Source organism: Streptococcus sp. A22 (genome assembly GCF_043674215.1).
Classification (GTDB): domain Bacteria; phylum Bacillota; class Bacilli; order Lactobacillales; family Streptococcaceae; genus Streptococcus; species Streptococcus suis_V.
The window spans coordinates 95,115-121,328 of record NZ_JBIMJQ010000005.1; the positions used below are offsets into that span (position 1 = coordinate 95,115).

The 26,214-nt window shown below is 44.9% G+C and carries 27 protein-coding genes and 2 pseudogenes; 28 read left to right on the forward strand and 1 reads right to left on the reverse strand.

Going from position 1 to position 26,214, the window contains the following annotated elements; translation table 11 throughout:
* Position 1: 1 nt before the first annotated feature.
* Positions 2 to 415, reverse strand: coding sequence for an HIT family protein (locus ACHBHN_RS03345; protein WP_105122956.1), 414 nt, complete (start codon positions 413 to 415; stop codon positions 2 to 4).
* A gap of 61 nt (positions 416 to 476) precedes the next feature.
* Here ACHBHN_RS03345 and ACHBHN_RS03350 point away from each other — a divergent pair, with 61 nt between their 5' ends.
* From ACHBHN_RS03350 to der, 28 genes and pseudogenes are all read left to right on the forward strand, one after another.
* The gene (locus ACHBHN_RS03350; RefSeq protein WP_105122957.1) at positions 477 to 1,211 is read left to right on the forward strand and encodes an ABC transporter ATP-binding protein; all 735 of its coding nucleotides are present in this window, start codon (positions 477 to 479) and stop codon (positions 1,209 to 1,211) included.
* On the forward strand, positions 1,208 to 2,254 hold the full coding sequence (locus ACHBHN_RS03355) for an ABC transporter permease (protein ID WP_394733614.1): 1,047 nt from the start codon (positions 1,208 to 1,210) through the stop codon (positions 2,252 to 2,254). Before ACHBHN_RS03350 ends, ACHBHN_RS03355 begins: the two co-directional genes overlap by 4 nt.
* Positions 2,255 to 2,303: 49 nt before the next feature.
* On the forward strand, positions 2,304 to 3,098 hold the full coding sequence (locus tag ACHBHN_RS03360; RefSeq protein ID WP_394733019.1) for a phosphotransferase family protein: 795 nt from the start codon (positions 2,304 to 2,306) through the stop codon (positions 3,096 to 3,098).
* Positions 3,095 to 3,730, forward strand: coding sequence for a tRNA (guanosine(46)-N7)-methyltransferase TrmB (trmB, locus tag ACHBHN_RS03365; RefSeq protein WP_105111608.1), 636 nt, complete (start codon positions 3,095 to 3,097; stop codon positions 3,728 to 3,730). Before ACHBHN_RS03360 ends, trmB begins: the two co-directional genes overlap by 4 nt.
* Before the next feature lie 160 nt (positions 3,731 to 3,890).
* Positions 3,891 to 4,361, forward strand: coding sequence for a ribosome maturation factor RimP (gene rimP / locus ACHBHN_RS03370; protein ID WP_394733017.1), 471 nt, complete (start codon positions 3,891 to 3,893; stop codon positions 4,359 to 4,361).
* Between the two features lie 49 nt (positions 4,362 to 4,410).
* A complete protein-coding gene (gene nusA / locus ACHBHN_RS03375) occupies positions 4,411 to 5,553 on the forward strand; it encodes a transcription termination factor NusA (RefSeq protein ID WP_125266113.1) in 1,143 nt (380 codons plus the stop codon).
* 16 nt (positions 5,554 to 5,569) lie between these two features.
* On the forward strand, positions 5,570 to 5,866 hold the full coding sequence (gene rnpM, locus ACHBHN_RS03380; RefSeq protein ID WP_105111611.1) for an RNase P modulator RnpM: 297 nt from the start codon (positions 5,570 to 5,572) through the stop codon (positions 5,864 to 5,866).
* Positions 5,823 to 6,161 carry a YlxQ-related RNA-binding protein gene (locus tag ACHBHN_RS03385; RefSeq protein ID WP_105111612.1) on the forward strand — a complete coding sequence of 113 codons (339 nt, stop codon included), beginning with the start codon at positions 5,823 to 5,825 and terminating at the stop codon, positions 6,159 to 6,161. The genes rnpM and ACHBHN_RS03385 overlap by 44 nt, the downstream gene beginning before the upstream one ends.
* A gap of 17 nt (positions 6,162 to 6,178) precedes the next feature.
* Positions 6,179 to 6,905 (forward strand): annotated as a pseudogene (locus ACHBHN_RS03390) (translation initiation factor IF-2 N-terminal domain-containing protein); the annotation flags it as partial.
* Between the two features lie 74 nt (positions 6,906 to 6,979).
* A pseudogene (gene infB, locus ACHBHN_RS03395) lies at positions 6,980 to 8,989 on the forward strand (translation initiation factor IF-2); the annotation flags it as partial.
* Positions 8,990 to 9,052: 63 nt separating this feature from the next.
* Positions 9,053 to 9,406, forward strand: coding sequence for a 30S ribosome-binding factor RbfA (rbfA, locus tag ACHBHN_RS03400; protein ID WP_105111614.1), 354 nt, complete (start codon positions 9,053 to 9,055; stop codon positions 9,404 to 9,406).
* Between the two features lie 298 nt (positions 9,407 to 9,704).
* Positions 9,705 to 10,493, forward strand: coding sequence for a GTP-sensing pleiotropic transcriptional regulator CodY (codY, locus tag ACHBHN_RS03405; RefSeq protein ID WP_105111615.1), 789 nt, complete (start codon positions 9,705 to 9,707; stop codon positions 10,491 to 10,493).
* Position 10,494: 1 nt separating this feature from the next.
* Positions 10,495 to 11,046: a cysteine hydrolase family protein gene (locus tag ACHBHN_RS03410; RefSeq protein WP_394733015.1), complete on the forward strand. Its 552-nt coding sequence runs from the start codon at positions 10,495 to 10,497 to the stop codon at positions 11,044 to 11,046.
* Between the two features lie 131 nt (positions 11,047 to 11,177).
* Positions 11,178 to 11,480 (forward strand): Asp-tRNA(Asn)/Glu-tRNA(Gln) amidotransferase subunit GatC, encoded by a 303-nt coding sequence (gatC, locus tag ACHBHN_RS03415; RefSeq protein ID WP_105111617.1) that lies wholly within the window; start codon positions 11,178 to 11,180, stop codon positions 11,478 to 11,480.
* Positions 11,480 to 12,946: an Asp-tRNA(Asn)/Glu-tRNA(Gln) amidotransferase subunit GatA gene (gatA, locus tag ACHBHN_RS03420; protein ID WP_105111618.1), complete on the forward strand. Its 1,467-nt coding sequence runs from the start codon at positions 11,480 to 11,482 to the stop codon at positions 12,944 to 12,946. Before gatC ends, gatA begins: the two co-directional genes overlap by 1 nt.
* The gene (gene gatB, locus ACHBHN_RS03425; RefSeq protein WP_125266110.1) at positions 12,946 to 14,385 is read left to right on the forward strand and encodes an Asp-tRNA(Asn)/Glu-tRNA(Gln) amidotransferase subunit GatB; all 1,440 of its coding nucleotides are present in this window, start codon (positions 12,946 to 12,948) and stop codon (positions 14,383 to 14,385) included. Before gatA ends, gatB begins: the two co-directional genes overlap by 1 nt.
* A gap of 148 nt (positions 14,386 to 14,533) precedes the next feature.
* On the forward strand, positions 14,534 to 15,877 hold the full coding sequence (locus ACHBHN_RS03430) for a DEAD/DEAH box helicase (RefSeq protein WP_394731674.1): 1,344 nt from the start codon (positions 14,534 to 14,536) through the stop codon (positions 15,875 to 15,877).
* Positions 15,878 to 15,897: 20 nt separating this feature from the next.
* On the forward strand, positions 15,898 to 16,122 hold the full coding sequence (locus ACHBHN_RS03435; RefSeq protein WP_105122970.1) for a DUF4059 family protein: 225 nt from the start codon (positions 15,898 to 15,900) through the stop codon (positions 16,120 to 16,122).
* Positions 16,123 to 16,134: 12 nt separating this feature from the next.
* On the forward strand, positions 16,135 to 17,052 hold the full coding sequence (trxB, locus tag ACHBHN_RS03440) for a thioredoxin-disulfide reductase (protein WP_105122971.1): 918 nt from the start codon (positions 16,135 to 16,137) through the stop codon (positions 17,050 to 17,052).
* 8 nt (positions 17,053 to 17,060) lie between these two features.
* Positions 17,061 to 17,594: a DUF177 domain-containing protein gene (locus tag ACHBHN_RS03445; RefSeq protein ID WP_105111623.1), complete on the forward strand. Its 534-nt coding sequence runs from the start codon at positions 17,061 to 17,063 to the stop codon at positions 17,592 to 17,594.
* A 114-nt stretch (positions 17,595 to 17,708) separates the two neighbouring features.
* The gene (gene gndA / locus ACHBHN_RS03450) at positions 17,709 to 19,133 is read left to right on the forward strand and encodes an NADP-dependent phosphogluconate dehydrogenase (RefSeq protein WP_172094883.1); all 1,425 of its coding nucleotides are present in this window, start codon (positions 17,709 to 17,711) and stop codon (positions 19,131 to 19,133) included.
* Positions 19,134 to 19,210: 77 nt separating this feature from the next.
* The gene (locus ACHBHN_RS03455; protein WP_105111625.1) at positions 19,211 to 19,903 is read left to right on the forward strand and encodes a DNA-binding response regulator; all 693 of its coding nucleotides are present in this window, start codon (positions 19,211 to 19,213) and stop codon (positions 19,901 to 19,903) included.
* Between the two features lie 73 nt (positions 19,904 to 19,976).
* A complete protein-coding gene (locus tag ACHBHN_RS03460; protein WP_105160212.1) occupies positions 19,977 to 21,095 on the forward strand; it encodes an AI-2E family transporter in 1,119 nt (372 codons plus the stop codon).
* Positions 21,096 to 21,176: 81 nt separating this feature from the next.
* Positions 21,177 to 21,668 carry a transcriptional regulator NrdR gene (gene nrdR / locus ACHBHN_RS03465; RefSeq protein WP_105160211.1) on the forward strand — a complete coding sequence of 164 codons (492 nt, stop codon included), beginning with the start codon at positions 21,177 to 21,179 and terminating at the stop codon, positions 21,666 to 21,668.
* The gene (locus tag ACHBHN_RS03470) at positions 21,655 to 22,815 is read left to right on the forward strand and encodes a replication initiation/membrane attachment protein (protein WP_105160210.1); all 1,161 of its coding nucleotides are present in this window, start codon (positions 21,655 to 21,657) and stop codon (positions 22,813 to 22,815) included. The genes nrdR and ACHBHN_RS03470 overlap by 14 nt, the downstream gene beginning before the upstream one ends.
* A complete protein-coding gene (gene dnaI / locus ACHBHN_RS03475) occupies positions 22,815 to 23,714 on the forward strand; it encodes a primosomal protein DnaI (RefSeq protein ID WP_105160209.1) in 900 nt (299 codons plus the stop codon). The genes ACHBHN_RS03470 and dnaI overlap by 1 nt, the downstream gene beginning before the upstream one ends.
* The gene (locus tag ACHBHN_RS03480; protein WP_161943007.1) at positions 23,711 to 24,424 is read left to right on the forward strand and encodes a nitroreductase family protein; all 714 of its coding nucleotides are present in this window, start codon (positions 23,711 to 23,713) and stop codon (positions 24,422 to 24,424) included. The genes dnaI and ACHBHN_RS03480 overlap by 4 nt, the downstream gene beginning before the upstream one ends.
* 16 nt (positions 24,425 to 24,440) lie before the next feature.
* Complete coding sequence (gene der / locus ACHBHN_RS03485) at positions 24,441 to 25,751, forward strand: ribosome biogenesis GTPase Der (protein WP_105160208.1); 1,311 nt, start codon at positions 24,441 to 24,443, stop codon at positions 25,749 to 25,751.
* The last annotated feature ends 463 nt before the right edge of the window (positions 25,752 to 26,214 follow it).

Consider the following 26,214-nt stretch of genomic DNA (forward strand, 5'->3'; position numbering starts at 1 on the left):
ATTATTCTCCTATGTAGAGGTCTTGGGCTAGTTGGGCTAGGGCTGGGAAATCAGGTTCATTTGTTGCAAATCGGATATCCAGGCCATCTTGTCCCTCAAATCGAGGCAGTAGGTGGATATGGGTATGAAAGACCGTTTGACCAGCAACTTCCTCATTATTATTGATAATATTGAGTCCGCTTGCTCCCAGTTTGTCTTTCAAGTGGCTAGCGATAGCTGGAATGGCTGAAAATAGTTGGCTGGCTGTTTCCTGGTCCAAGTCTAAGACATTACGAAAATGTTTTTTAGGGATGACCAAGGTATGGCCTTTAGTTACCTGGGTAATGTCCAAAAAGGCAAGAATATGTTGGTCTTCATAGACCTTAGAAGAAGGGATTTCTCCTGAGACAATTTTACAAAAAATACAATCTGACATAATGCAACCTCTTTCTAGGATTTTTGGTATAATAATTATATCAAATAATAGGACGAAATGTATGTTAGAAGTAAAAAATATAACAGGTGGCTATGCCAATATTCCTGTTTTACATGATGTAGATTTTAAGGTGAAGGATGGGGAGCTAGTCGGCTTGATTGGCTTGAATGGTGCCGGGAAATCGACTACTATTAAAGAAATCATTGGTCTCCTAAGCCCTTACAAGGGAGAAATTCTAATTGATGGGCAGGGGATCAACGAAGACATGGCTACCTATCGAAAAAAAATTGGCTTTATACCTGAAACGCCTAGTCTCTATGAGGAACTGACCCTGAAAGAGCATATCGAGTTAGTGATGATGGCCTATGATTTGGAAGCTGAATCTGCCTGGGCGCGTGTTCAAGAACTATTGGCTATTTTTAGGCTGAAAGACCGTTTGGACTGGTTCCCTGTGAATTTTTCAAAAGGCATGAAACAAAAGGTCATGATTATTTGCGCCCTTATGGTTGAGCCGAGTTTGCTGATTGTCGATGAACCTTTCTTGGGTCTGGATCCGATTGCGATTGCGGATTTAATTAACTTGCTCAATCAAGCAAAGGCTCAGGGAAGCTCCATTTTGATGTCCACCCATGTTCTCGATTCCGCTGAAAAAATGTGTGATCGGTTCGTTATTCTACATAAGGGTCGGGTCAAGGCTACGGGCAATCTGACTGACCTACGCCAGGAATTTGCCATGCAGGATGCTAGCCTTAACGAGATTTATCTTAGCTTGACCCAAGAAGGAGGGCAGGGATGAAGGCGCTCTTTGGTCAACGAAAAAATCTATTTTTAAGGCAGTGTGCAACCTATCTTCGTTATGTACTGAATGACCACTTTGTTTTGGTTGTTTTGGTACTTTTTGGCTTTCTGGCGCTACAGTATCGGCAGTTGCTAGAAAACCTGCCCAGTCAGTCCTGGTTGCTGTACGTTATTTTGGCCCTGGTCAGCTTGCTGCTGTTCTTGGCAGGCAATGTTGCTACCTACGTAGAGGAGGCTGATAAGATATTCCTGCTATCAAAAGAAGCTGAAATGCCTGAAATCTTCTTTGCTGCCAATCGCAGGGCCTTTTTGGTATGGGCTAGCCTCCAACTTGTTGGTCAATTGATTCTACTCCCGCTCTACCTCAAATTAAAACTTCCTATTCTACTTTTTATTCCATTGATGTTCATGCTAACCATTGCCAAATATTTCTATTTTCGATGGAAACTCCTGGCCTTTATGGAAGAAGAAAGGGTGGACTGGGTCCGGGCTCTTCAATATGAGAGCAAGAGAAAAACGTCGATATTGAAATTTTTCTCCCTCTTTACCAATGTTAAGGGGCTGACTAGCTTTGTCAAACGTCGTTCCTATTTGGATTGGCTACTGGGTCATATCAAAAAAGAAACTGGCTTTACCTGGGACTATCTCTTCATGAGGGCCTTTTTGCGCAGTGGGGACTACCTTTCACTGGCTCTTAGACTGGTAATCTTATCCATTGTATTTTTTGTTACGGTGAGGGAATCCTGGCTCTCAGTAGGATTAGCCAGTTTATTTCATTATTTGCTCTTGTTCCAATTGCTCCCGCTCTATCACGCCTATGATTATCAACTGATGGCCGAGCTTTTGCCAGTCGGTCCAGACAAACGACTGATTAGCTTTAAACGAGTCCTGCGACAGATTTTGTATCTTTCCTTGATTTTGCAGTCTGTGCTAGGCCTATTGCTGCTGGAGGAAAAGCAGTATTTGCTGGTCTTTATTGGAATCGGAATTCTTTTAAATCATTTCTACCTGGATAGTAAAGCGAAAAAATTGATTGACTAAATGGCCTAAAACTAGTAAAATAGTAAGGAATTTTTAAAGGAGGAATGGCATGCAGATTGATACCAGCGGGCTACAGTTGCAGTCTATTGCAGGAAACAGCGGAAAAGCATACAAAGGCTTGCGACCAGATGGTACGCCTGTTTTTGTCAAGTATGAAATGCCACCGATTGTCAATGCTCTGGCTCGGGAACAAATCACTCCACCCATCTTAAGTAGCGATAGGGATTTGGGTGTGGGAGACCGAGCTGTTCAGGAATGGTTGAATGGTCGGACTCTTAATCGTCACGATATGTCTGGGAAACAGGTCCAGCAAATTTTGGTCAGAATGCACTTTTCACGCATTCTGCTCAATCAGGCTCTCCAACTAAGTTATACCTATTTGGAGCCGGCGGAGTTGGTGAAGAAGTGGCAAAAAGAAGCGCCCAAGCAATTAGCTGGTAATTCCTACCTGCAATCTATCTGCAGAGAATTGTTGGAGACCACACCGCGTTTCAGACAGGATTTGGCAACCTTTGTCCATGGGGATCTCCACCATAAAAACTGGGTGGAAACGACAAGTGGACTGATTTATTTGACGGACTGGGAAACAGCCTGTGTGACCGATCGGATGTTAGATGTCGCCTTTATATTGACCCATTACATTCCTAGACAGGAATGGGAAGAGTGGCTCAAGGGCTATGGCTACAAGTACAACAGTACGGTTATCAGTAAGATTTATTGGTATGGCCAACTAGGCTTCCTTAACCAAATTTCTAAACAACTTGAAAGTAACAATACCGAGGCGGCGAATCTAGAAATCTATGCCCTGCGGTTATTTAGACAGAATTTTTATAAGTATCAATGAGAGTAAGAAATCGTAAAGGTGCTAGTGAGCTCCTAGCCAATAATCCCCAGTATGTTATCTCCAATCCGGAAGAGTGCAAGGGGAAGTGGGCTGAAATTTTTGGAAACAGCAACCCTATCCACATTGAAGTTGGTTCAGGGAAAGGGCGTTTCGTAACAGGCATGGCCGCTCAAAATCCGGATATCAACTATATTGGGATTGACATTCAGATGACGGTCTTGAGCTACGCCTTGGACCGTGTTATTGAGGCTGGTTTGCCCAATATTAAATTGCTCCAGGTAGATGGATCTAGTTTGACTAACTATTTTGCACCAGCAGAAATTGACCAATTGTATCTGAATTTCTCAGATCCATGGCCTAAAAAACGTCATGAAAAACGTCGCTTGACCTACAAGTCCTTCTTAGATACCTATAAGGAAATACTGCCTGAAGAGGGAGAGATTCATTTTAAAACGGACAATCGTGGTTTATTTGAATATAGCTTGGCCAGCTTTTCTCAATATGGCATGACACTCAAACAGGTCTGGTTGGACCTCCATGCGGATGGTTTAGAAGGCAATGTCATGACCGAATATGAAGAGAAATTCTCGAACAAAGGACAAGTTATCTACCGTGTAGAAGCACAGTTTTAAACAATAAAAGAGGAGGCAGTTCGTACAGGCTGCCTTTTCGCATCGTTTTTCTTGCTATTTTCTCTGGCATGTGCTAGAATGATAGGAGTAAATAAGAAGTAAAGGGGGTTGGCGCAAGTCAACCCTTTACCTGTACCTTAATATAACAAAGGAGGTGTCTATGTCATCGATTGTTGATTTGGTCACAGAGGCGATTGCTCCCACCATCCAGCCCCCTTATGAGCTGGTGGATGTGGAATATGGTAAGATGGGTGGAGAGTATGTCCTGTCCATTTTTGTTGATAAGGAGGGTGGCATTTCCCTGCAAGATACGGCAGACTTATCAGAGGTCATCAGCCCGCTCCTGGATGGGATTAAACCAGATCCATTTCCAGACCAATACATGTTGGAAGTGACTAGTCCTGGTTTGGAGCGTCCTTTGAAAACGGTGGCAGCTGTTGAGCAGGCGGTTGGAAAATACATCAATGTCAAGCTCTATCAGGCTATTGACAAGGTAAAAGTTTTTGAGGGGACCCTCTTGTCTTTTGATGGGACTGATTTGGTTCTAGAATATATGGACAAGACCCGTAAAAAAGAAGTAACCATTCCTTATCAGACTGTTGCCAAAGCCCGTTTGGCTGTTAAGATTTAATAGATTTATTTTTTAAGAAAGGACCTTTTGAAGTCAAAAGGAAAACAAGATGAGTAAAGAAATGCTAGAAGCCTTCCGAATTTTAGAGGAAGACATGGGGATTAACAAGGTTGATATTATCGAAGCAGTGACAGAGTCGCTCCGCTCAGCCTACAAACGTCGCTATGGCCAATCAGAGTCAGCTGTTATTGAGTTTGACGAGAAGAAAGGCGATTTCCACGTATTTACGGTTCGTGAAGTCGTAGATGAAGTCTTTGATAGCCGTTTGGAAATCAGCCTCAAGGATGCCTTGGCTATTTCATCTGCCTACGAAATGGGCGATAAAATCAAATTCCCAGAAGATCCTGCTGAATTCGGTCGTGTGGCGGCCCAGTCAGCCAAACAGACCATCATGGAAAAAATGCGCAAGCAAAAGCGTGCTATTACCTACAATACCTACAAGGAACATGAAAATGAAATCATGTCTGGTACGGTGGAACGGTTCGACAACCGCTTCATCTATGTTAACTTGGGAACTATTGAGGCACAATTGTCCAAGCAGGACCAGATTCCTGGTGAGGTTTTCCAATCCCATGACCGCATTGAAGTTTATGTTTATAAGGTCGAGGACAATGGTCGCGGTGTCAACGTTTTTGTGAGCCGTAGTCATCCAGAAATGATCAAACGCCTGATGGAGCAGGAGATTCCTGAAGTCTACGATGGTACCGTTGAAATCATGAGCGTGTCTCGTGAGGCAGGTGACCGGACCAAGGTTGCTGTTCGTAGCCACAATCCAAACGTGGACGCTATCGGTACAATCGTTGGTCGTGGTGGTTCAAATATCAAGAAAATTACGAGCAAGTTCCACCCAGCTCGCTACGATGCTAAGAACGACCGTATGGTGCCTGTTGAGGAAAACATCGACGTTATCGAGTGGGTGCCAGATGAGGCAGAATTCATCTACAATGCTCTCGCGCCTGCTGAAGTAGACCAAGTTCTCTTTGACACAGAAGATGGTAAGCACGCGACAGTCGTTGTACCAGATGATAAATTGTCACTTGCAATCGGTCGTCGTGGTCAAAACGTCCGCCTGGCGGCTCACCTGACTGGTTTCCGTATTGATATCAAGTCAGCTTCAGAGTATGAAGCTATTGAAGCAGCCCAATATGCAGCGGCAGAAATTGTCGAAGAAACGTCCGAAGAAGTAGAATAAGATTCAAGGAGCAACCATGGCAAAAGCTAGAAAAATACCCTTACGCAAGTCTGTGGTGTCCGGTGAAATCATCGACAAACGGGATTTGCTCCGCATTGTAAAAAATAAAGAGGGCCAGGTTTTCATTGACCCGACTGGTAAGGCAAATGGCCGTGGTGCCTACATCAAGCTGGATAATGATGAGGCGGCCCAGGCTAAGAAACGTCAGGTTTTCAACCGTTCCTTCAGCATGGAAGTGTCAGAAGAATTTTATGATGAATTGATTGCCTATGTCGACCACAAGGTCAAGAGGAGAGAGCTTGGACTCGAATAAGAAGCAAAAAATATTAAATTTACTGGGCTTGGCCCAACGGGCAGGTCGCCTGATTTCAGGGGAAGAATTGGTCGTTGATGCCATTCGCAAGCAGCAGGCAAAATTGGTCTTTTTAGCCAATGATGCTGCCGGAAATTTAAGCAAAAAAGTAACAGATAAAAGTCATACCTATCAAGTAGAAGTTGTAACCGCGTTTTCAACGCTGGAATTGAGTGCAGCTGTCGGCAAGGCTAGAAAGGTGCTTGCAGTGACAGACGCTGGATTTACAAAGAAGATGAGGTCTATTATGGAATAGAACAGGAGGACAAGGCATTGTCTAAGAAGAGATTGAATGAAATCGCCCGAGAATTGGGTGTAAGCAGTAAGGAAGTAGTATCCAAGGCTCAAGAATTGGGTTTTGATGTCAAAAGCCATGCTTCGAGTGTTGATGAAGCGGGAGCTAAGCGAATTACAGATAGTTTTTCAGCTAAAAAGCCGGAGGCGCCCAAACCAGCTCCCGTACAGGCTGAGAAAGTTGTAGAAAAGCCAAAGGTGGCAGAACAAAAGGTGGAGACACCGAAAGATGAAAGGCCAGTTGAAGCAAAACCTGTCAGCCAAGAGGTTAGCAAGCCAGCTCCACCGGTTCATCGTCCACAGAGCCGTAACTTCAAGGCAGAACGTGAGGCGCGTGCCAAGGAGCAAGCGGCCAAACGTGCCCAAGGTGGACAAGGGAAAGGCCGTCGTGACAACCGTCAAAGTGGCCAAGCTGGTCAAGGCAACAACCGCAACGACCGCCGTGATTTCCGTGGTAACCAAGGGGGCAATGACCGTAAGGAAAACCGCTTTGGAGACCGTCGCGACAATCGTGACAACCGCCGCCAAGACAATCGCGGAGGAAATGGTAGCTTTAATCGCAGCGACCGTCGTCAGGAGGAAGTGGTTCGTCCAGCTACTCCTAAGATTGATTTCAAGGCCCGTGCAGCAGCTTTGAAAGCTGAGCAGAACGCAGAATACGCTAAGACAAGCGAGGAGCGTTTCTTGCAGGCTAAGGCAGCTAAAGATCAGCCTAAGAAGCCAAAGGAAATCAAATTTGAAGAGCCGGTTGTGGAAACAAAACCAATCGCTGAAACCAAACCTGCTTCAGTCCCAACTGCGGTAGCGGAAAGTACAGTCGATACGCGTCGTAAAAAACAAGCTCGACCAGATAAGAAGCGTGACTTTAATAGTGACGATGAAGATGGTCCACGTAAACAACAAAGAAATCGAAATAGTCAAAATCAAGTGAGAAATCAAAGAACAAGTAACTGGAATAACAACAAGAAGAATAAAAAAGGTAAGAACAATCAGACTGCCAAACCTGTCACAGAGCGTAAATTCCATGAATTGCCAACAGAGTTTGAGTATACAGCTGGTATGACCGTAGCAGAAATTGCGAAGCGGATCAAGCGCGAGCCTGCTGAGATTGTTAAAAAGCTCTTCCTTATGGGGGTTATGGCAACTCAAAACCAATCTCTTGACGGAGATACCATCGAACTCCTCATGGTGGATTATGGTATTGAAGCCAAGGAAAAGGTTGAAGTGGACAATGCAGACATCGAGCGTTTCTTTGTAGAAGAGGGCTACCTAAATGAAGAGGAAATGGTTGAACGTCCGCCTGTTGTTACCATCATGGGTCACGTTGACCACGGTAAAACAACGCTTTTGGATACCTTGCGTAATTCTCGTGTGGCGACAGGCGAGGCTGGTGGTATCACCCAGCATATCGGTGCCTACCAGATTGAGGATGCTGGCAAGAAAATTACCTTCTTGGATACGCCAGGACACGCGGCCTTTACCTCTATGCGTGCCCGTGGTGCTTCTGTTACCGACTTGACCATCCTTGTAGTAGCGGCGGACGACGGTGTTATGCCACAGACCATCGAGGCAATCAACCACTCTAAGGCTGCCAATGTCCCAATTATTGTTGCTATCAACAAGATTGATAAACCAGGTGCCAATCCAGAGCGTGTAATCGGTGAATTGGCAGAGCATGGTGTAATCTCAACAGCTTGGGGCGGCGAGTCTGAATTTGTTGAAATCTCAGCCAAGTTCAACCAAAACATCGACGAACTCTTGGAAACGGTGCTTCTTGTAGCGGAAATCCAAGAGCTCAAGGCTGATCCCACTGTTCGTGCCATCGGTACAGTTATCGAGGCGCATTTGGATAAAGGAAAAGGTGCGGTTGCGACCCTCTTGGTTCAACAAGGTACTCTTAATGTCCAAGATCCAATCGTTGTCGGAAATACCTTCGGACGTGTTCGTGCCATGACAAACGACCTTGGTCGTCGTGTCAAAGTTGCGGGACCATCCACACCTGTTTCGATTACTGGTCTTAACGAGGCGCCAATGGCGGGTGACCATTTCGCGGTCTATGAAGATGAAAAATCTGCGCGTGCAGCAGGTGAAGAACGTGCCAAACGTGCCCTTCTCAAACAACGTCAGGCTACGCAACGTGTCAGTCTTGAAAACCTCTTTGATACTCTTAAAGCCGGTGAAGTCAAGTCTGTTAACGTGATTATCAAGGCAGACGTGCAAGGTTCGGTTGAGGCCTTGGCATCATCTCTTCAAAAAATTGAAGTCGAAGGTGTCCGTGTCAATATCGTTCACTCTGCAGTCGGTGCCATCAATGAGTCAGACGTGACTCTTGCAGCAGCGTCGAATGCTTTGATTGTCGGTTTCAACGTTCGTCCAACGGCAGAAGCGCGCCAGCAGGCAGAAACGGACGATGTTGAAGTGCGTCTCCACAGCATTATCTACAAGGTTATCGAGGAAATGGAAGATGCCATGAAGGGTATGCTGGATCCTGAGTACGAAGAAAAAATCATTGGTGAAGCAGTTATCCGTGAGACCTTCAAGGTATCCAAAGTTGGTACCATCGGTGGATTTATGGTTATCCGTGGTAAGGTTACCCGTGATTCAAGCGTCCGCGTTATCCGTGACGGTGTCGTTGTCTTCGACGGTAAATTGTCTAGCTTGAAACATTACAAGGACGATGTCAAGGAAGTTGGAAATGCCCAAGAGGGTGGTCTCATGATTGAAAACTTCAATGACATCAAGGTAGATGATACCATCGAAGCTTACATTATGGAAGAAATTAAGAAATAATAAGCAAGTAAGAGGTTGGAAAGGCAACCTCTTCGCTTTATAAGGAAATAGAAAGGAGTTCCTATGGCAAATCATTTTCGTACAGATCGCGTAGGGATGGAAATCAAGCGCGAAGTCAATGAGATTTTGCAAAAGAAAGTCCGTGATCCACGTGTGCAGGGCGTGACCATTACAGATGTACAGATGGTCGGTGACTTGTCCATGGCCAAGGTTTACTACACCATTATGAGTAATCTGGCTTCGGACAATCAAAAGGCTCAAACTGGTCTGCAAAAAGCGACAGGAACCATCAAACGGGAATTGGGACGTAAGTTGACCCTCTACAAGATTCCTGATTTGGTCTTCGAAAAGGACCAATCCATTGAATACGGCAACAAGATTGATGAGATGTTGCGAGCTTTGGATAAGAAAGATTAAGCTAATCCCCTGTATTCACAGTTTGGCACCTGAGAGAAGGCTAGTTTTTCTCGAAATACAGTCAGTATTCCATCTCAACCGACCTTGAGTAGGAAAAAAACTATTTCTTGTCTAAAGGGACCTTACTTGTGAATACAGTTTCTAGAATCGGGTAGAAATACCTGATTTTTTCTTTTAAATGGCTATAAAAACCTAAAAAAATATATACTTTTCTAAAAATAGTAAATTTTCTGATAATTGTTGAAATTTGGCAAACAATTCGGTATAATAAATATAATTACAGTGTAAAGAGGAATTTATGGCAACATTATTAGAAAAAACACGGAATATTACGTCGATTTTAAAGCGTTCCGAAGAACAATTGGCAGAAGAACTGCCTTATAACGCGATTGCAGACCACCTGTCTGCAATTATCGACTGTAATACTTGTATTATCAATGCGGAAGGAGAAATCCTTGGCTACCACATGAACTACAAAACCAATAATGATCGTGTGGAAGAATTTTATGTCAATAAGCAATATCCGGAAGAGTATGTTAAGGCCATTGCGCAAGTTTATGACACGCAGGTCAACTTGCCGGTGGAGAGTGAATTGACAGCTATTCCGGTTGAGTCTCGTTCGACCTATCCAAATGGTTTGACGACCATTGCACCAATTCACGTGACGGGTATTCGTTTTGGTTCGTTGATTATTTGGCGCAATGATGAGCAGTTCCACGATGATGATTTGATTTTGGTGGAGATTGCGGCGACGGTGGTTGGTATCCAGTTGCTCAACTTCCAGCGGGAAGAGGATGAGAAGAATATTCGTCGTCGGGCAGCGGTCAATATGGCGGTCAATACGCTTTCTTACTCAGAAATGAAGGCTGTAGCTGCGATTTTGGGTGAGTTGGATGGCAATGAAGGTCAGTTGACGGCCTCTGTCATTGCAGACCGTATCGGTATTACTCGTTCGGTGATTGTCAATGCTCTTCGTAAGCTGGAGAGTGCTGGTATTATTGAAAGCCGTTCTTTGGGTATGAAGGGGACTTATTTGAAAGTTCTGATTCCTGCTATTTTTGATGAGATTAAAAAACGTGACTACTAAGATGACAAAAGCGCTGATTTCGATTGATTATACGGTTGATTTTGTAGCGGACGATGGCAAATTGACAGCTGGTAAGCCTGCTCAAGCTATTGCAGACCGAATTGCGCAAGTGACCCAAGAAGCCTTTGACCGTGGGGACTATATTGTCTTTGCCATTGATGGGCATGAGGTGGACGACGATTTGCATCCAGAAAGCAAGCTCTTCCCACCGCATAATATCATGGGCACCAGTGGTCGTGATTTGTATGTTCCCCTGGCGAATTTTTATGCTGAATATCAGAACCATGCGCGTGTGCGTTGGATGGACAAACGCCATTATTCAGCCTTTTCTGGAACGGATTTGGATGTTCGTTTGCGGGAAAGAAGGATTGATACAGTGGTTTTGACGGGTGTTTTATCCGATATTTGTGTGCTCCATACCGCCATTGATGCTTATAACAAAGGTTATAAGATTGAAGTCATTTCTTCAGCAATTGCGGCTTTGACAGAGGAAAATCATCAATTCGCCCTCAACCATCTGCAGCATGTGCTCGGTGCGACCATTATTGACTAGTGATTCTGACCAGCCAATCAGGCTGGTTTTTTCATGCCTAAAAGCTGACAAATGAGGTTATTTGGTTCTTTGTCCTCTTTCTAAAGTATGGTATAATGAGAAGATAAATTTCCAATAGGAGGAAGGTAAGTATGAAGATTTCTGAGGCTGAGGTGCGTCACGTTGCCAAGCTGTCTAAGCTGGAATTTACAGACCAGGAAACGGCGGAATTTGCAACGACCTTGAGCAAGATTGTTGATATGGTTGAGTTGTTAAATGAGGTGGATACGACAGGTGTGCCAGTGACGACCACCATGGCAGACCGGAAAAATGTCTTGCGTGCCGATGTGGCAGAGCAGGGTGAAAGTCGTAAGGACTTGTTCAAAAATGTACCTGAAAGTAAAGATTTCTACATCAAGGTACCAGCTATTTTAGACGGGGGAGGAGATGCCTAATGACATGGAATAATAAAACAGTTGATGAATTGCACGACCTCCTGGTCAAAAAAGAGATTTCTGCGGTCGAGTTGACCAAGGCGACGATTGAAGATATTCAGAGCCGCGAAGCTGTTGTGGATGCGTTTTTGAGTATCAATGAAGACAAGGCTTTGGCACAGGCAGCTGCCCTCGACCAAAAAGGGATTGATGCGGACAATGTCATGGCCGGTATTCCTTTGGCGGTTAAGGATAATATTTCAACCAAGGGTATTTTGACAACGGCTGCGTCAAAAATGCTCTACAATTATGAACCGATTTTTGATGCGACGGCTGTTGCTCAGGCCTATGCCAAGGATATGATTGTCATCGGTAAGACCAACATGGATGAATTTGCGATGGGTGGTTCCAATGAAAATTCTGCCTTCAAGCCGACGAAAAATGCCTGGGACCAGACAAAAGTGCCGGGTGGTTCATCAGGTGGTTCTGCGGCTGCTGTTGCGGCTGGTCAAGTTCGCCTGTCCTTGGGCTCAGATACAGGTGGTTCTATTCGCCAGCCTGCGGCCTTTAACGGAATTGTCGGTATTAAGCCGACTTATGGAACGGTTTCTCGTTTTGGTTTGATTGCCTTCGGTAGCTCCCTGGATCAAATTGGTCCTTTCTCTCAGACTGTCAAGGAAAATGCCCAGTTGCTCAACGTCATTGCTGGCCATGATGTTAAGGATGCTACATCTACTGTTAATGAGATTGCAGACTTTACTAGCAAGATTGGTCAAGACATTAAAGGCATGAAAATTGCTATGCCAAAAGAATACATGGGCGAAGGGATTGATCCACAGGTCAAGGAAACCATTCTCAAGGCGGCTAAGCACTTGGAAAGCCTGGGGGCGATTATTGAGGAAGTTAGCCTGCCACATTCTAAGTATGGGGTTGCCGTTTACTACATCATTGCTTCCTCAGAGGCGTCTTCTAACTTACAACGTTTTGACGGTATCCGCTATGGTTTCCGTGCAGAAGATGCGACAAACTTGGATGAGATTTACGTGAAAACCCGTAGCCAAGGTTTTGGTGAGGAAGTCAAACGTCGTATTATGTTAGGGACATTTAGCTTGTCATCTGGTTACTACGATGCCTACTTCAAGAAGGCTGGTCAGGTGCGGACCTTGATTATCCAAGATTTTGAAAAAGTCTTTGCGGACTATGACTTGATTTTGGGGCCGACAGCTCCGACGGTTGCCTTTGGGTTGGACACGCTCAACCATGACCCTGTGGCTATGTACTTGGCGGACTTGTTAACAATTCCTGTAAACTTGGCAGGTCTTCCTGGTCTTTCTATTCCTGCTGGTTTTGTTGAAGGCTTGCCAGTTGGTTTGCAGTTGATTGGTCCAAAATACTCAGAAGAGACCATTTACCAAGTGGCTGCGGCCTTTGAAGCGACAACAGATTACCACAAGCAACAACCAGTGATTTTTGGAGGTGCCAACTAATGAACTTTGAAACGATTATTGGTCTAGAAGTCCATGTGGAGTTGAATACCAACTCGAAAATTTTCTCACCTTCATCTGCGCATTTTGGTGAGGATCCAAATGCCAATACCAACGTGATTGACTGGTCCTTCCCAGGTGTCCTTCCTGTTCTTAACAAGGGTGTTGTGGATGCTGGAATTAAAGCTGCCTTGGCCTTGAATATGGACATTCACAAGGATATGCACTTTGACCGTAAGAACTATTTCTATCCTGACAATCCCAAAGCCTATCAGATTTCCCAGTTTGACGAGCCGATTGGCTACAATGGCTGGATTGAGATTGAGCTAGAAGACGGTTCAACCAAGAAAATTCGTATCGAACGTGCGCATTTGGAAGAGGATGCGGGTAAGAATACCCACGGTACAGACGGCTACTCTTATGTGGACCTTAACCGTCAAGGAGTGCCATTGATTGAGATTGTGTCAGAAGCCGATATGCGCTCGCCTGAGGAGGCCTATGCTTACTTGACAGCCCTTAAAGAAATCATCCAATACACTGGTATTTCAGATGTCAAGATGGAAGAGGGGTCTATGCGCGTGGATGCTAACATTTCCCTTCGTCCCTATGGTCAAGAAAAATTTGGTACCAAGACTGAGTTGAAAAACCTCAACTCCTTCAACTATGTTCGCAAGGGCTTGCAGTATGAAGTAGAACGTCAGGCCAAAATATTACGTTCAGGTGGTCAAATCCAGCAGGAAACACGTCGTTATGATGAATCTACTGGGGAAACCATTCTCATGCGTGTAAAAGAAGGATCAGCTGACTACCGTTACTTCCCAGAGCCAGACCTACCGCTCTATGAGATTGATGATAGTTGGATTGAGGAAGTGCGTGCAGAATTGCCAGTCTTTCCAAAGGCTCGCCGTGCTCAGTATGTGGAGAACTTGGGCTTGACAGCCTATGATGCAGGTCAGTTGACCTCTACCAAGGCCCTGTCTGACTTCTTTGAAGCGGCAGTAGCAGCAGGTGGCGATGCTAAGCAGGTATCCAACTGGTTGCAGGGTGAGGTGGCTCAATTCCTCAATGCTGAAGGTAAGACTATTGAGCAAATCGCTTTGACACCAGAAAACTTGGTTGAGATGATTGCCTTGATTGCGGATGGCACTATTTCATCTAAGATTGCCAAGAAAGTCTTTGTTCACTTGGCGAAAGAAGGTGGCTCTGCTAAGGCTTACGTTGAGAAAGCTGGCTTGGTACAGATTTCAGACCCAGCGGTCCTCATTCCGATTATCCACCAAGTCTTTGCGGATAACGAGGCAGCCGTAGCTGACTTCAAGTCCGGCAAACGCAATGCGGACAAGGCCTTTACAGGTTTCCTTATGAAGGCAACAAAAGGTCAGGCCAATCCACAAGTTGCTCAACAATTACTAGCCCAAGAATTGCAGAAGTTGTTGGATTAAATGAAACAATGAAGAGACTGAAACGGATGTTTTGGTCTCTTTTAATGGCGATAGATATGAAGCTTTGAATTTTTCGATGCCCATCCGTCCTTTTTGCTTGTCATTCTAATAAATGGTATAATGAAAGGAATCAGAAAAAGAGGACATTATGAAATATACAGATATGAAACTTAAGCCGTCCATCCAGGCGGCTTTGAAAGAGATTAACTTTGTCACGCCGACAGAGGTCCAGGAAAAATTGATTCCTGTGGTGCTATCTGGTCGTGACTTGATTGGAGAATCCAAGACTGGTTCGGGCAAGACCCATACCTTTTTAATTCCGATTTTCCAAAAATTGGACGAAGAGCTGGACCAGGTGCAGGCTGTTATCACAGCTCCGTCGCGTGAATTGGCGACCCAGATTTATCAAGCAGCCAAGCAGATGGCAGGGCATTTTCAACCTGAAGTCCGTGTGTCTAACTATGTCGGTGGGACGGATAAAAATCGCCAGATTGACAAATTGCAGGCTGGTCAGCCCCATATCGTTGTCGGAACGCCGGGTCGGATTTACGACTTGGTTCAATCGGGTGATTTGGCTATTCATAAGGCTAAGACCTTTGTCGTTGATGAGGCGGATATGACCTTGGACATGGGCTTTTTGGAGACGGTGGATAAGATTGCTGGGAGCCTGCCGAAAGATTTGCAATTCATGGTCTTTTCCGCGACCATTCCGCAAAAGCTCCAGCCTTTCTTGAAAAAATACCTGTCCAATCCTGTCATGGAACAAATCAAGACCCAGACAGTCATTTCGGATACCATTGAAAACTGGTTGATTTCGACAAAAGGGCGCGACCGCAATGCTCAAATTTTGGAAGCAACCAGGCTCATGCAGCCCTATTTAGCCATGATTTTTGTAAATACCAAGACTCGGGCAGATGAATTGCACAGCTACTTGCTTTCAAATGGATTGCGCGTGGCTAAAATTCACGGAGATATTCCACCTCGTGAACGCAAGCGTATCATGAACCAAGTTAAGAATTTGGATTATCAGTATATCGTAGCGACAGACTTGGCGGCTCGTGGGATTGATATTGAAGGAGTCAGCCATGTCATCAACGATGCCATTCCGCAGGACTTGTCCTTCTTTGTTCACCGGGTCGGTCGGACAGGACGCAATGGTTTGTCAGGTATTGCCATTACCCTTTATCAACCGAGCGATGATGCCGATATTCGTGAGTTGGAAAAACTCAATATCAAGTTCTTGCCCAAAGAAATGAAGGACGGCGAATTTGTCGATACCTATGACCGTGATCGTCGTGTTCAACGTGAAAAGACACGTGAGAAATTGGACATCGAGATGATTGGTCTGGTCAAGAAGAAGAAAAAGAAAATCAAGCCGGGCTATAAGAAGAAAATCCAGTGGGCGGTGGACGAAAAACGTCGTAAGACCAAGCGAGTGGAAGCGCGTGCTAAGGGGCGTGCAGAACGCAAAGCTAAGCGTCAAACCTTTTAAGAGTTAGCAGAGGGAGACCGATGTTACAATCAATATTAAGTAACTATTTGCAAGGACTACTCATTGCCACAATTATTGTGGTATTGCTGAGCTTGATTTGGTTTCTAATTCGAGCTTTAAAAAATCGAGATAAGACCTATCAAGAACGCCAAGAATTTTTATATGATTTATTGCTCATTAACATTATGACCATCCCTATTTTAGCTTTTGGAATCGTGGCCATTTTGTTAATGCTGAAGGCATAGAAGGAAGAAAGAATGTACGATACAATTGTCATTGGTGCAGGTCCTGCAGGCATGACCGCCGCACTTTATGCAGGACGGAGCAATCTCAAAGTTGCCCTCCTAGAACGCGGTATTTATGGCGGCCAGATGAACAACACCGCTGAGATTGAAAACTATCCAGGCTACGACCATATTTCTGGACCAGCTTTGGCTGAAAAAATGTTTGAGCCCCTTGAAAAATTCGGTGTGGACCATATTTTCGGGCCCCTCATCCGCATTGAAGAAGATGGACCTGTTAAAAAAGTGATTACCGAAGATAGCGTTTTGGAGACCAAGACGGTTGTCCTAGCCATGGGTGCCAAACACCGTCTGCTGGGAGTTCCAGGTGAAGATACCTACAACAGCCGCGGGGTTTCCTACTGCGCGGTCTGTGACGGAGCCTTCTTCCGTCAGCAAAAACTTTTGGTTGTCGGAGGGGGAGATTCTGCCGTGGAAGAGGCGCTTTTCCTGACCCAATTTGCAGAGTCTGTGACCATCGTTCACCGCAGAGATCAGCTACGTGCCCAAAAAGTTATCCAAGACCGAGCTTTTGCCAATGAAAAAATCAACTTCATCTGGGACAGTGTCGTCGAGGAAATCAAAGGAGATGACCTGCGCGTGCAAAGCGTGGTTATCAAGAATGTCAAGACTGAAGAATTGTCAGAGCTTGAATTTGGCGGAGTCTTTATCTATGTAGGGCTGGATCCGATGACTGAAAGCGTTGCGGATTTGGGTATTACCGATGAGGCTGGCTGGGTTGTGACCAATGAAAAAATGGAAACCAGCAAGTATGGCATCTATGCCATCGGCGACATTCGCCAAAATCAGCTCCGTCAGATTGCGACGGCTGTTGGAAATGGTGCAGTAGCTGGACAGGAAGTCTACAACTACATTACAGAACACGCTGAATAGGAGGGCTTATGTTTCACATTTACGATATTCAGAAAAATCCAGACGGTATTTCTTTTGAGAAAACACTGGATTTGAGCCAGGAAGTTCAGGGGCGTTCCAGCGAGGTTTTGGACCTATCGCCTGTCCAGGTGTCTGGTCGTGTCCATTTTGAGGCGGGGATCTTTTTCCTAGATTACCAGATGACCTACGACATTACCCTAGCTTCTAGCCGTTCGCTCCAGCCAGTGGTCTTACGTCGTGAGGAGCAGGTCAACGAACTCTTTGTGGCCAATGAAGCTGCTCTCAAGGACCAGGATTTGATTGACGAAGATATGGTTTTTGTGGTGGAAGAGGACTGCATTGTCCTAGAAGAAAGTGTCGCAGACAACATTATTCTCAACATTCCTATCAAGGTTTTGACGCCAGAAGAAGAGGCTGGGCAGGATTTGCCGTCGGGCCAATCTTGGACCCTGATGACCGAGGATGATTTCCAACAGGAAGCCCAGGAAAAGAAAGAGGCTAATAGTCCATTTGCTCAATTGCAGGGCTTGTTCGATGAGTGAAAAAGCTAGTGAAAGATTCAGAAAAATGTCGGAAGGTTAAATTATCAGAAAATTCTTGCCACTAGACTCTTTTCGGTGTATAATAGAAGATAGTAATTATAGGAGTTAGTATACATGACAAAAGCAAACTTTGGTGTAGTAGGGATGGCCGTTATGGGTCGTAACCTTGCTCTTAACGTTGAATCACGTGGTTACACAGTAGCCATTTACAACCGCTCTGCTGATAAGACAGAAGATGTGGTAGCTAGCAACCCAGGCAAAAACTTGGTACCAAGCTATGATGTGGAAAGTTTTGTCGCATCTATCGAAAAACCACGCCGTATCATGCTCATGGTTCAAGCAGGACCTGGTACAGATGCAACTATTCAATCTCTCTTGCCACACTTGGATGAAGGAGACATTTTGATTGATGGCGGAAATACCTTCTACGAAGATACCATTCGCCGTTCAAAAGAATTGGCAAATTCAGGCATCAATTTCATCGGTACAGGTGTGTCCGGTGGTGAAAAAGGTGCCCTTGAAGGTCCGTCTATCATGCCTGGTGGTCAAAAAGAAGCCTACGAATTAGTAGCGGATGTCTTGGAAGAAATTTCTGCAAAAGCTCCAGAGGACGGCGCTCCATGTGTGACTTATATCGGCCCAGATGGCGCTGGTCACTATGTAAAAATGGTCCACAACGGTATCGAGTATGGCGACATGCAGTTGATTGCTGAGTCTTATGACCTCATGCAACACCTGCTTGGTCTTTCGGTAGATGAAATGGCTGACATCTTTACTGAGTGGAATAAGGGTGAATTGGACAGCTACTTGATTGAAATCACTGCGGATATTTTGCAACGTAAGGATGATGAAGGTCAAGAAGGGCCAATCGTTGACTATATCATGGATGCGGCTGGTAATAAGGGTACTGGTAAATGGACTAGTCAATCATCACTTGATTTGGGTGTGCCGTTGTCACTCATCACAGAATCTGTATTTGCCCGTTATATCTCAACCTACAAGGATGAGCGTGTGGCAGCTAGCAAGGTCCTTCCAAAACCAGCACCATTTGCCTATGACGGCGATAAGGCTGAATTGGTGGAGAAAATCCGTCAAGCCCTTTACTTCTCAAAAATCATGTCTTATGCACAAGGTTTTGCGCAATTGCGCGTAGCGTCTAAAGAAAATAACTGGAACTTGCCATTTGGCGAAATCGCTAAAATCTGGCGTGCAGGTTGTATCATCCGTGCTCGTTTCTTGCAAAAGATTACCGATGCTTATGGACGTGATGAAGATTTGGCAAACTTGCTCTTGGATGAATACTTCCTTGACGTAACAGCTAAGTACCAACAAGCTGTCCGTGACGTTGTTGCCTTGGCAGTTCAAGCAGGTGTTCCTGTGCCAACCTTCTCAGCAGCCATTACTTACTTTGACAGCTACCGCGCTGAGAACTTGCCAGCAAACTTGATCCAAGCACAACGCGACTATTTTGGTGCCCACACTTACAACCGTAAGGACAAAGAGGGTGTCTTCCACTATGATTGGTATAGCGAAAAATAAATAATAGAAGTAGGGCGTGCAAGCGCCCTTCTTTCTGACTGAAATGGTCTTGAAACTTTCGATTAGATAAGGATATTATGGCTAAGAAAATTTTGATTGCAGGTCGTGAGCGCAATCTCTCGCATTTTGTTTCCATGGAATTGCAGAAGAAGGACTATTTGGTGGACTATGCTTCTACTGGCCAGGAGGCTTTGTCCTTGGCGCATGAGACGGATTTTGATTTGATTCTCATGAGTTTTCAGCTGTCAGATATGTCCAGTAAGGAATTATCCACGCAGTTATTAGCTATCAAACCTGCATCCGTCCTGATTGTGGCTATTGATTCGGCAGATGTGGATGAGCATGGTGAGGAAGTCTTGTCCTATGCGGTTTCCTATGTGGTCAAGCCCTTTGTCATCAGCGAATTGGTCGAGCAGATTTCAGCTATTTTCCGTGGTCGGGATTTTATTGACAATCATTGTACTCAGGTTCCCTTGCAGGCTGCTTATCGAGATTTGAAAATCGATTTTCAAAATCGCACGGTATCCCGTGGAGATGAGCTGATTAACCTGACTCGTCGAGAGTACGATCTCCTGGCGACACTGATGAATAGTCCTGAGCCTGTCACTCGCGAACAATTGTTAGAGCGGGTTTGGAAATACGAGGCGACATCATCGGAAACCAATGTGGTAGATGTCTATATCCGCTATCTGCGTGGGAAATTGGATGTAGCTGGAAAACCGTCCTATATCAAGACAGTTCGCGGTGTTGGATATGCCATGCGTGACTAAGTAAGAAAGGCTTGTCCTTTCTTTTTTGCTGGGCTTGTGTTAGTATTGTTAGTAAGAAATCTAAGGAGTAATTATGAATTCGTCGTTTAAAGAAAAGGCCTTGCTGATTTTATTGGCGGGTGCAATCCTCTTAGCTGTCCTTAATTGGTCGGCCTTGTACGCTATTATTAAGCTTGTCCTAGCAAGTATGAACTCTCTCTTCATTGGAGCAATCATTGCTTTCATCTTAAATGTACCTATGAAAAAGCTGGAAGTGCAGCTTGAAAAGGTCGCTTTTTTGAAAAAATCCAGCCGTAGTTTGGCCATTGTAGGGGTCCTCATTGCCTTTGTGATGATTGTGACAGGTTTGGTTCTGATTGTTTTGCCAACCCTGACCAAGACAGTTTCAGAGCTAGTAACGGTCAGCAGGACGGCTATTCCAAAATCGGTCACAGCCCTTACGGATTTTCTGGAGTCCAATGGCTTCTTGTCTGGTCAGATTGGTGACCAGATTGCAGGTTTTATTGAACAATTTAGGAATCTAGACTTTATTTCTAGTATTGTCACTCCGGTTCTGTCTCATCTGGTATCCAATGTTACAGGCATTTTTTCCAACACAATGACCCTGGTTATGGCCTTTTTCTTCACTTTGGCTATCCTGGGAAGCAAGGAACATCTGCAGTCCATGACGGGGAAACTCTTGCAGGCTACTCTGCCACAGAAAGCAGTTCGTCTGATCAACTACGTCGGGGAAGTTGTGATAGATACCTATGATAAATTCTTGATGAGCCAAATTGTAGAGGCCGTTATTATTGGGGTCCTGGTCTTTGTCAGCTATGGACTTTCTGGTATCCCCTATGCTAGCATGGCCGGTATTTTGGCAGGGGTCCTATCCTTCGTTCCCTATATCGGTCCATTTACAGCCTGCCTGATTAGTGCCCTCTTTGTGGCGGTACAAAATCCTTTGTTGGCTCTGTGGTCTATTGTTCTCTTCCAAATCATTCAATTGATTGAGGGTAATGTAATCTATCCGCGCGTAGTTGGACAGTCGGTTGGTCTGCCAACCCTCTTCACCCTGGCTGCAGCCCTGATTGGTGGAAATTTGTTTGGCCTTCTAGGAATGGTCTTCTTCACACCAATTTTTGCGGTCATTTACCGTCTGGTCAGGGAATGGGTTCACCATCGCCTGGATGACCAGATTGAAAGTACTTAGGAAAGCGTGCTTATCGCTTTCTTTTATTTTTGATTATTTTATGCTATACTGAAGTGATAAAAGCAAAGTAGGAGAAAGAGTATGCGTTGTCCAAAGTGTCAGAGTTTGAAGTCAAATGTTGTTGATAGTCGCCAGGCAGAAGATGGGAATACCATCCGTCGTCGCCGTTCCTGTGACCAATGCGGTCAGCGTTTTACCACCTATGAGCGAATTGAGGAAAAAACACTAGTAGTTGTTAAAAAAGACGGCACCCGTGAGCAATTTTCGAGAGAGAAAATCTTTAATGGCATTATTCGTTCGGCTCAGAAACGTCCAGTATCAACCGGTGATATTGATCAGGTGGTCAATCGAATAGAACAAAAGGTTCGCGCCCAAAATGATAGCGAAGTAGAAAGTGACTTTATCGGCAATTTGGTCATGGAAGAATTGGTTGAACTAGATGAAATCACTTATGTACGCTTTGCCTCTGTCTATCGCTCTTTCAAAGATGTTGGTGAGTTAGAAAACTTGCTCAAGCAGATGATTTCTAAGGGGTCAAAAGTGAAACCAGGTGCCAAAGATGAAACCAAATGATCCCTTTACCTATCTGAAAGCTGGGAATTTTGCACCTGATGTAATCAGTCTGAGCAAATGTTACCAGCCCATCATCGGTTTGGATGCGCTAGCGCTGTATTACTATTTATATAGTTTTGGTGACTCGGGGCAGGGGCGTTACCAATGGACTAGCATTCTAAATCACATGAATGTTGGCTTTCATCGCTTGCAGCAGGCGCTGGATATTCTGTCAGCAGTGGGTCTGTTGAAGATTTATCAGCTTGACGAGACTAGGGGCCTAGAGCTAATGCCTCCTTTAAGTGTCGGAGAATTTTTAGGCAAGCCCTTGTATCGGCATCTTCTTGAGCAAAGAATTGGCGAGGTTTCTGTGGAGAATCTCATACCCGCTAGCCCTAGCCAGGATAAGAATGTTTCCAAATCTTTCTCAGACGTTTTTGATGTGGAAGGACATATTTCTCCTGTAGCTAAGAGTAAGAGGGACTTTGACTGGTCAGCCTTCAAGGCTATGATGGCCAAGGACCAGCTACGATTTCAGGATGAGACGGACGATGTGATTGCTCTTAGTCACATAGCAGAGCGGTCCGGCTGGACCTGGTTGGAAACCTATCACAAGGTCAAGGAAACGGCTATCGGCCAGGTTATTTCGACCAAACGACTGTCACAGTCAGACCAAGCCTCCGCTAAACAAACGAGTGGGCTCACAGACCAGGAAAAAATCATCGTTCGTGAGGCCAAGTCCAAGTCTAGTCTGGAATTTTTGGTCTTCATTAAGGAACAAAGAAAGGCAGCAGTGACCCAGTCGGAGCGCAAGTGCCTGACAGATTTGGCTCAAATTGGTCTCTTGGATGAAGTTATCAATGTCCTTGTTCTTTACACTTTTAATAAGGTGGATTCGGCCAATCTCAATGAAAAATACGCCCTCAAGTTGGGCAATGATTTTTCCTATAAGGGGATTGGAAATGCAGAGGCAGCTGTCCTTTATCTGAGGGAATTGAAAGCAGGAAACAACAAGAAGGCAAGTGTCCTGAACAAGCAAGTGTCAGCAACTAATGTGCCGGACTGGAGCAAGGAAGAAGTTAAGCAAGAGCAAACGAGAGAAGGACAGGCCCAACTAGCCGCCCTCTATCGCGAATTGGAAGAAATGGAAACACAAGGAGGTGGCTGATGAAATCAGTGCAAGACAGGCTGTCACAAACAGCCAACTCTAGTCGCAAGTCCTATCAAGAACTCTACCAGGAGATTGTAGCGGATGCAGATGTGGCTGACTTTATAAAAGAACAAGGTTTGACACAGCAGGAAATTACCTTGTCTATTTCCAAATTTTTGGAATATATCAGCCAGCGCGACCAGTTTCTCAAGCAAGACGAAAGTTATATGGCTAAGGGCTACCAGCCTGTTCTCATTATGAATGAGGGCTATGCGGACGTGTCCTATTTGGAAACGGCAGAATTGGTTGAGTATCGTCGTCTGGAAGCTATCAAAAATCGCATTCAGCTCATCAATATGCCAGCCAGTCTGAAAAATGTGACGGTGGCGGACATTGATAAGAACGATGAAAATCGGGTGGAAATCATGTTGGCCATTGCAGATTTTGTCAAACGCTTTGATGAAAAGCCCAAAGGACTCTATATCTACGGTCATTTTGGCATTGGCAAGTCCTATCTCATGGCTTATTTGGCTAATCTCTTGTCTAAAACGCATTTGCAGTCGACCACCATGCTCCATTATCCGACTTTTGTGGTGGATATAAAAAATGCCATCAAAGACGGTTCAGTTAAGGATAAGATTGACGAGATTAAGACCGCTCAAGTTTTGGTCTTGGATGATATTGGGGCTGAGCAACATAGTCCGTGGGTGCGTGACGATGTGCTACAGGTCATTCTTCAATACCGCATGCAGGAAAATCTACCGACCTTCTTTACTTCCAATTTCTCCCTTGATGATTTGGAGCGGCATTTCGCCTCTGGCAAGTCTGGTGATGAAACCTGGCAGGCCAAACGTGTCATGGAGCGCATTCGCTATTTGGCACGAGATTTACACCTGAAAGGGATCAACCGACGATGAATGAAACCATTGATTTGATGCTGGCCCATAGTTCTGTCCGCCGTTTTACAGATGAACCGATTGAGCGGGCGGATTTAGAGGCTATTATCACAGCTGGCCGTGCTGCCTCCAGCTGGAAGAATTTCCAGTCCTACTCAATAATTGTCATCCAGACTGAGGAAAAAAAGCAGGCCCTGTATGATTTGGTGCCCCAACCTGCTATCTTGCAGGCCAAGGCCATTCTGTTTTTCGTCGGCGACCACAATCGTGCCAGCAAGGCAGCGGAACTCCACGGAACCGATTTTGATGCCAAGGGTACGGAAAATCTCTTGATTTCCTCGGTTGATGCGTCTTTGGCTGGTCAGAATGCCCTGCTTGCTGCGGAAAGTCTAGGTTACGGCGGTGTCTTTATCGGCATGATTCGTCATCAGGCTTTGGCAATGGCAGAGCTGTTCAATTTACCAGACTATACCTATCAGATTTTTTGTATTGCACTAGGTCTTCCAGCTCAAGCTCATCCTGTCAAACCGCGTTTGGCGACAGAGGCAATTGTCTTTGAGGAAGAGTATGTCGAGCAGGATATTGAAATCATCAAATCCTACGATCAGATCCAGACAGTATACGCTGGAGACCGCCAGACTGAATTGTGGTCAGAACGGATTGTAGCCCAATTTGGCCAGGCAGAACAAGCTGAAACCAAGGTTATTTTAGAAAAAAATAAATTATTGTAAGAGAAGAGGAGGAGCTATGGCTCTACCAACTATTGCCATCGTGGGACGTCCCAACGTTGGTAAATCAACATTATTTAACCGGATTGCGGGGGAACGCATTTCTATCGTCGAGGATGTGGAAGGTGTGACACGCGACCGTATCTATGCGACTGCTGAATGGCTCAATCGCAAGTTCTCCATCATTGATACTGGAGGAATTGACGATGTAGACGCTCCCTTTATGGAGCAAATCAAGCACCAGGCTGATATTGCTATGAGCGAGGCTGATGTCATTGTCTTTGTCGTGTCTGGAAAAGAGGGTGTGACCGATGCGGATGAGTATGTATCTCGCGTCCTTTACAAGACCAACAAGCCAGTCATTTTAGTTGTCAACAAGGTCGACAACCCAGAGATGCGTAATGAGATTTATGATTTTTATTCGCTTGGACTAGGTGATCCCTATCCTGTGTCATCTGTCCACGGGATTGGTACAGGGGATGTCTTGGATGCTATCATTGAAAACCTACCAAATGAAGAGGTTGAAGAAAATCCAGATATTATCAAGTTCAGCTTGATTGGTCGTCCCAACGTTGGTAAATCCAGCTTGATTAATGCTATTTTGGGTGAAGAGCGCGTGATTGCTTCTCCAGTAGCTGGAACGACTCGTGATGCCATTGATACGCACTTTACAGACCCAGAAGGTCAAGAATTTACCATGATTGATACGGCAGGGATGCGTAAGTCTGGTAAGGTTTATGAAAATACCGAGAAATATTCAGTCATGCGTGCCATGCGTGCCATCGACCGTTCAGATGTGGTCCTCATGGTCATCAATGCCGAAGAAGGTATTCGTGAGTATGACAAACGCATCGCAGGCTTTGCCCATGAAGCTGGTAAAGGAATGATTATCGTTGTCAACAAGTGGGATACGCTTGAAAAAGACAATCATACTATGAAGAAATGGGAAGACGATATCCGCGACCAATTCCAGTATTTGTCTTACGCACCGATTATCTTTGTATCGGCCTTGACCAAGCAACGCTTGCATAAGTTGCCTGAGATGATCAAGGCCATTAGCGAAAGCCAGAATACCCGTATTCCGTCGGCTGTTCTTAACGATGTCATCATGGATGCCATTGCCATTAACCCAACACCGACCGACAAGGGCAAACGCTTGAAAATTTTCTATGCGACCCAGGTTGCGACCAAGCCACCTACCTTTGTGGTCTTTGTCAACGAAGAAGAGCTCATGCACTTCTCCTACATGCGTTTCTTGGAAAATCAAATTCGCAAAGCCTTTGTTTTTGAAGGAACGCCGATTCATCTGATCGCACGGAAACGGAAATAACACACATGAGAGGACCTCTTGGTCTTCTTTTTTGCTTAAAACCCAATTTTCCTTATTGACAATTGACTCTTTAGCTGATAGAATAATCAAGCTATCATTTGAAGCATTTGTTGATCAGGCTTTTAGAACCTAGCCGATGAAAAAAATTAAAAATTTTTGAAAAAAGCTATTGACAGTATTAGCTATAGATGATAGAATAATGAAGTTGTCTCGCGAGGGACTGTTGGCGAAGTAGAAACGAAAAAAAGTTTCAAAAAGTAGTTGACAGGAAATCAGGGATGTGATATACTGATATAGTTGTCGCAAGGACGACAAGACCTTTGAAAATTAAAGAAGACGAACCAAACGTGCAGGGTGATTTATATTTATATAAATCGTCAATGACAAAAAAACAATAAACGGATAAGCCAGAGTGCTTAGTCGGACAAACTAATTTTAATGAGAGTTTGATCCTGGCTCAGGA

Bases quoted from the DNA above. Each gene is read 5' to 3' on its own strand.
- ACHBHN_RS03345 (WP_105122956.1), bottom strand. From the start codon at position 415: ATGTCAGATTGTATTTTTTGTAAAATTGTCTCAGGAGAAATCCCTTCT.
- ACHBHN_RS03350 (WP_105122957.1), top strand. From the start codon at position 477: ATGTTAGAAGTAAAAAATATAACAGGTGGCTATGCCAATATTCCTGTT.
- ACHBHN_RS03355 (WP_394733614.1), top strand. From the start codon at position 1,208: ATGAAGGCGCTCTTTGGTCAACGAAAAAATCTATTTTTAAGGCAGTGT.
- ACHBHN_RS03360 (WP_394733019.1), top strand. From the start codon at position 2,304: ATGCAGATTGATACCAGCGGGCTACAGTTGCAGTCTATTGCAGGAAAC.
- trmB (WP_105111608.1), top strand. From the start codon at position 3,095: ATGAGAGTAAGAAATCGTAAAGGTGCTAGTGAGCTCCTAGCCAATAAT.
- rimP (WP_394733017.1), top strand. From the start codon at position 3,891: ATGTCATCGATTGTTGATTTGGTCACAGAGGCGATTGCTCCCACCATC.
- nusA (WP_125266113.1), top strand. From the start codon at position 4,411: ATGAGTAAAGAAATGCTAGAAGCCTTCCGAATTTTAGAGGAAGACATG.
- rnpM (WP_105111611.1), top strand. From the start codon at position 5,570: ATGGCAAAAGCTAGAAAAATACCCTTACGCAAGTCTGTGGTGTCCGGT.
- ACHBHN_RS03385 (WP_105111612.1), top strand. From the start codon at position 5,823: ATGTCGACCACAAGGTCAAGAGGAGAGAGCTTGGACTCGAATAAGAAG.
- rbfA (WP_105111614.1), top strand. From the start codon at position 9,053: ATGGCAAATCATTTTCGTACAGATCGCGTAGGGATGGAAATCAAGCGC.
- codY (WP_105111615.1), top strand. From the start codon at position 9,705: ATGGCAACATTATTAGAAAAAACACGGAATATTACGTCGATTTTAAAG.
- ACHBHN_RS03410 (WP_394733015.1), top strand. From the start codon at position 10,495: ATGACAAAAGCGCTGATTTCGATTGATTATACGGTTGATTTTGTAGCG.
- gatC (WP_105111617.1), top strand. From the start codon at position 11,178: ATGAAGATTTCTGAGGCTGAGGTGCGTCACGTTGCCAAGCTGTCTAAG.
- gatA (WP_105111618.1), top strand. From the start codon at position 11,480: ATGACATGGAATAATAAAACAGTTGATGAATTGCACGACCTCCTGGTC.
- gatB (WP_125266110.1), top strand. From the start codon at position 12,946: ATGAACTTTGAAACGATTATTGGTCTAGAAGTCCATGTGGAGTTGAAT.
- ACHBHN_RS03430 (WP_394731674.1), top strand. From the start codon at position 14,534: ATGAAATATACAGATATGAAACTTAAGCCGTCCATCCAGGCGGCTTTG.
- ACHBHN_RS03435 (WP_105122970.1), top strand. From the start codon at position 15,898: ATGTTACAATCAATATTAAGTAACTATTTGCAAGGACTACTCATTGCC.
- trxB (WP_105122971.1), top strand. From the start codon at position 16,135: ATGTACGATACAATTGTCATTGGTGCAGGTCCTGCAGGCATGACCGCC.
- ACHBHN_RS03445 (WP_105111623.1), top strand. From the start codon at position 17,061: ATGTTTCACATTTACGATATTCAGAAAAATCCAGACGGTATTTCTTTT.
- gndA (WP_172094883.1), top strand. From the start codon at position 17,709: ATGACAAAAGCAAACTTTGGTGTAGTAGGGATGGCCGTTATGGGTCGT.
- ACHBHN_RS03455 (WP_105111625.1), top strand. From the start codon at position 19,211: ATGGCTAAGAAAATTTTGATTGCAGGTCGTGAGCGCAATCTCTCGCAT.
- ACHBHN_RS03460 (WP_105160212.1), top strand. From the start codon at position 19,977: ATGAATTCGTCGTTTAAAGAAAAGGCCTTGCTGATTTTATTGGCGGGT.
- nrdR (WP_105160211.1), top strand. From the start codon at position 21,177: ATGCGTTGTCCAAAGTGTCAGAGTTTGAAGTCAAATGTTGTTGATAGT.
- ACHBHN_RS03470 (WP_105160210.1), top strand. From the start codon at position 21,655: ATGAAACCAAATGATCCCTTTACCTATCTGAAAGCTGGGAATTTTGCA.
- dnaI (WP_105160209.1), top strand. From the start codon at position 22,815: ATGAAATCAGTGCAAGACAGGCTGTCACAAACAGCCAACTCTAGTCGC.
- ACHBHN_RS03480 (WP_161943007.1), top strand. From the start codon at position 23,711: ATGAATGAAACCATTGATTTGATGCTGGCCCATAGTTCTGTCCGCCGT.
- der (WP_105160208.1), top strand. From the start codon at position 24,441: ATGGCTCTACCAACTATTGCCATCGTGGGACGTCCCAACGTTGGTAAA.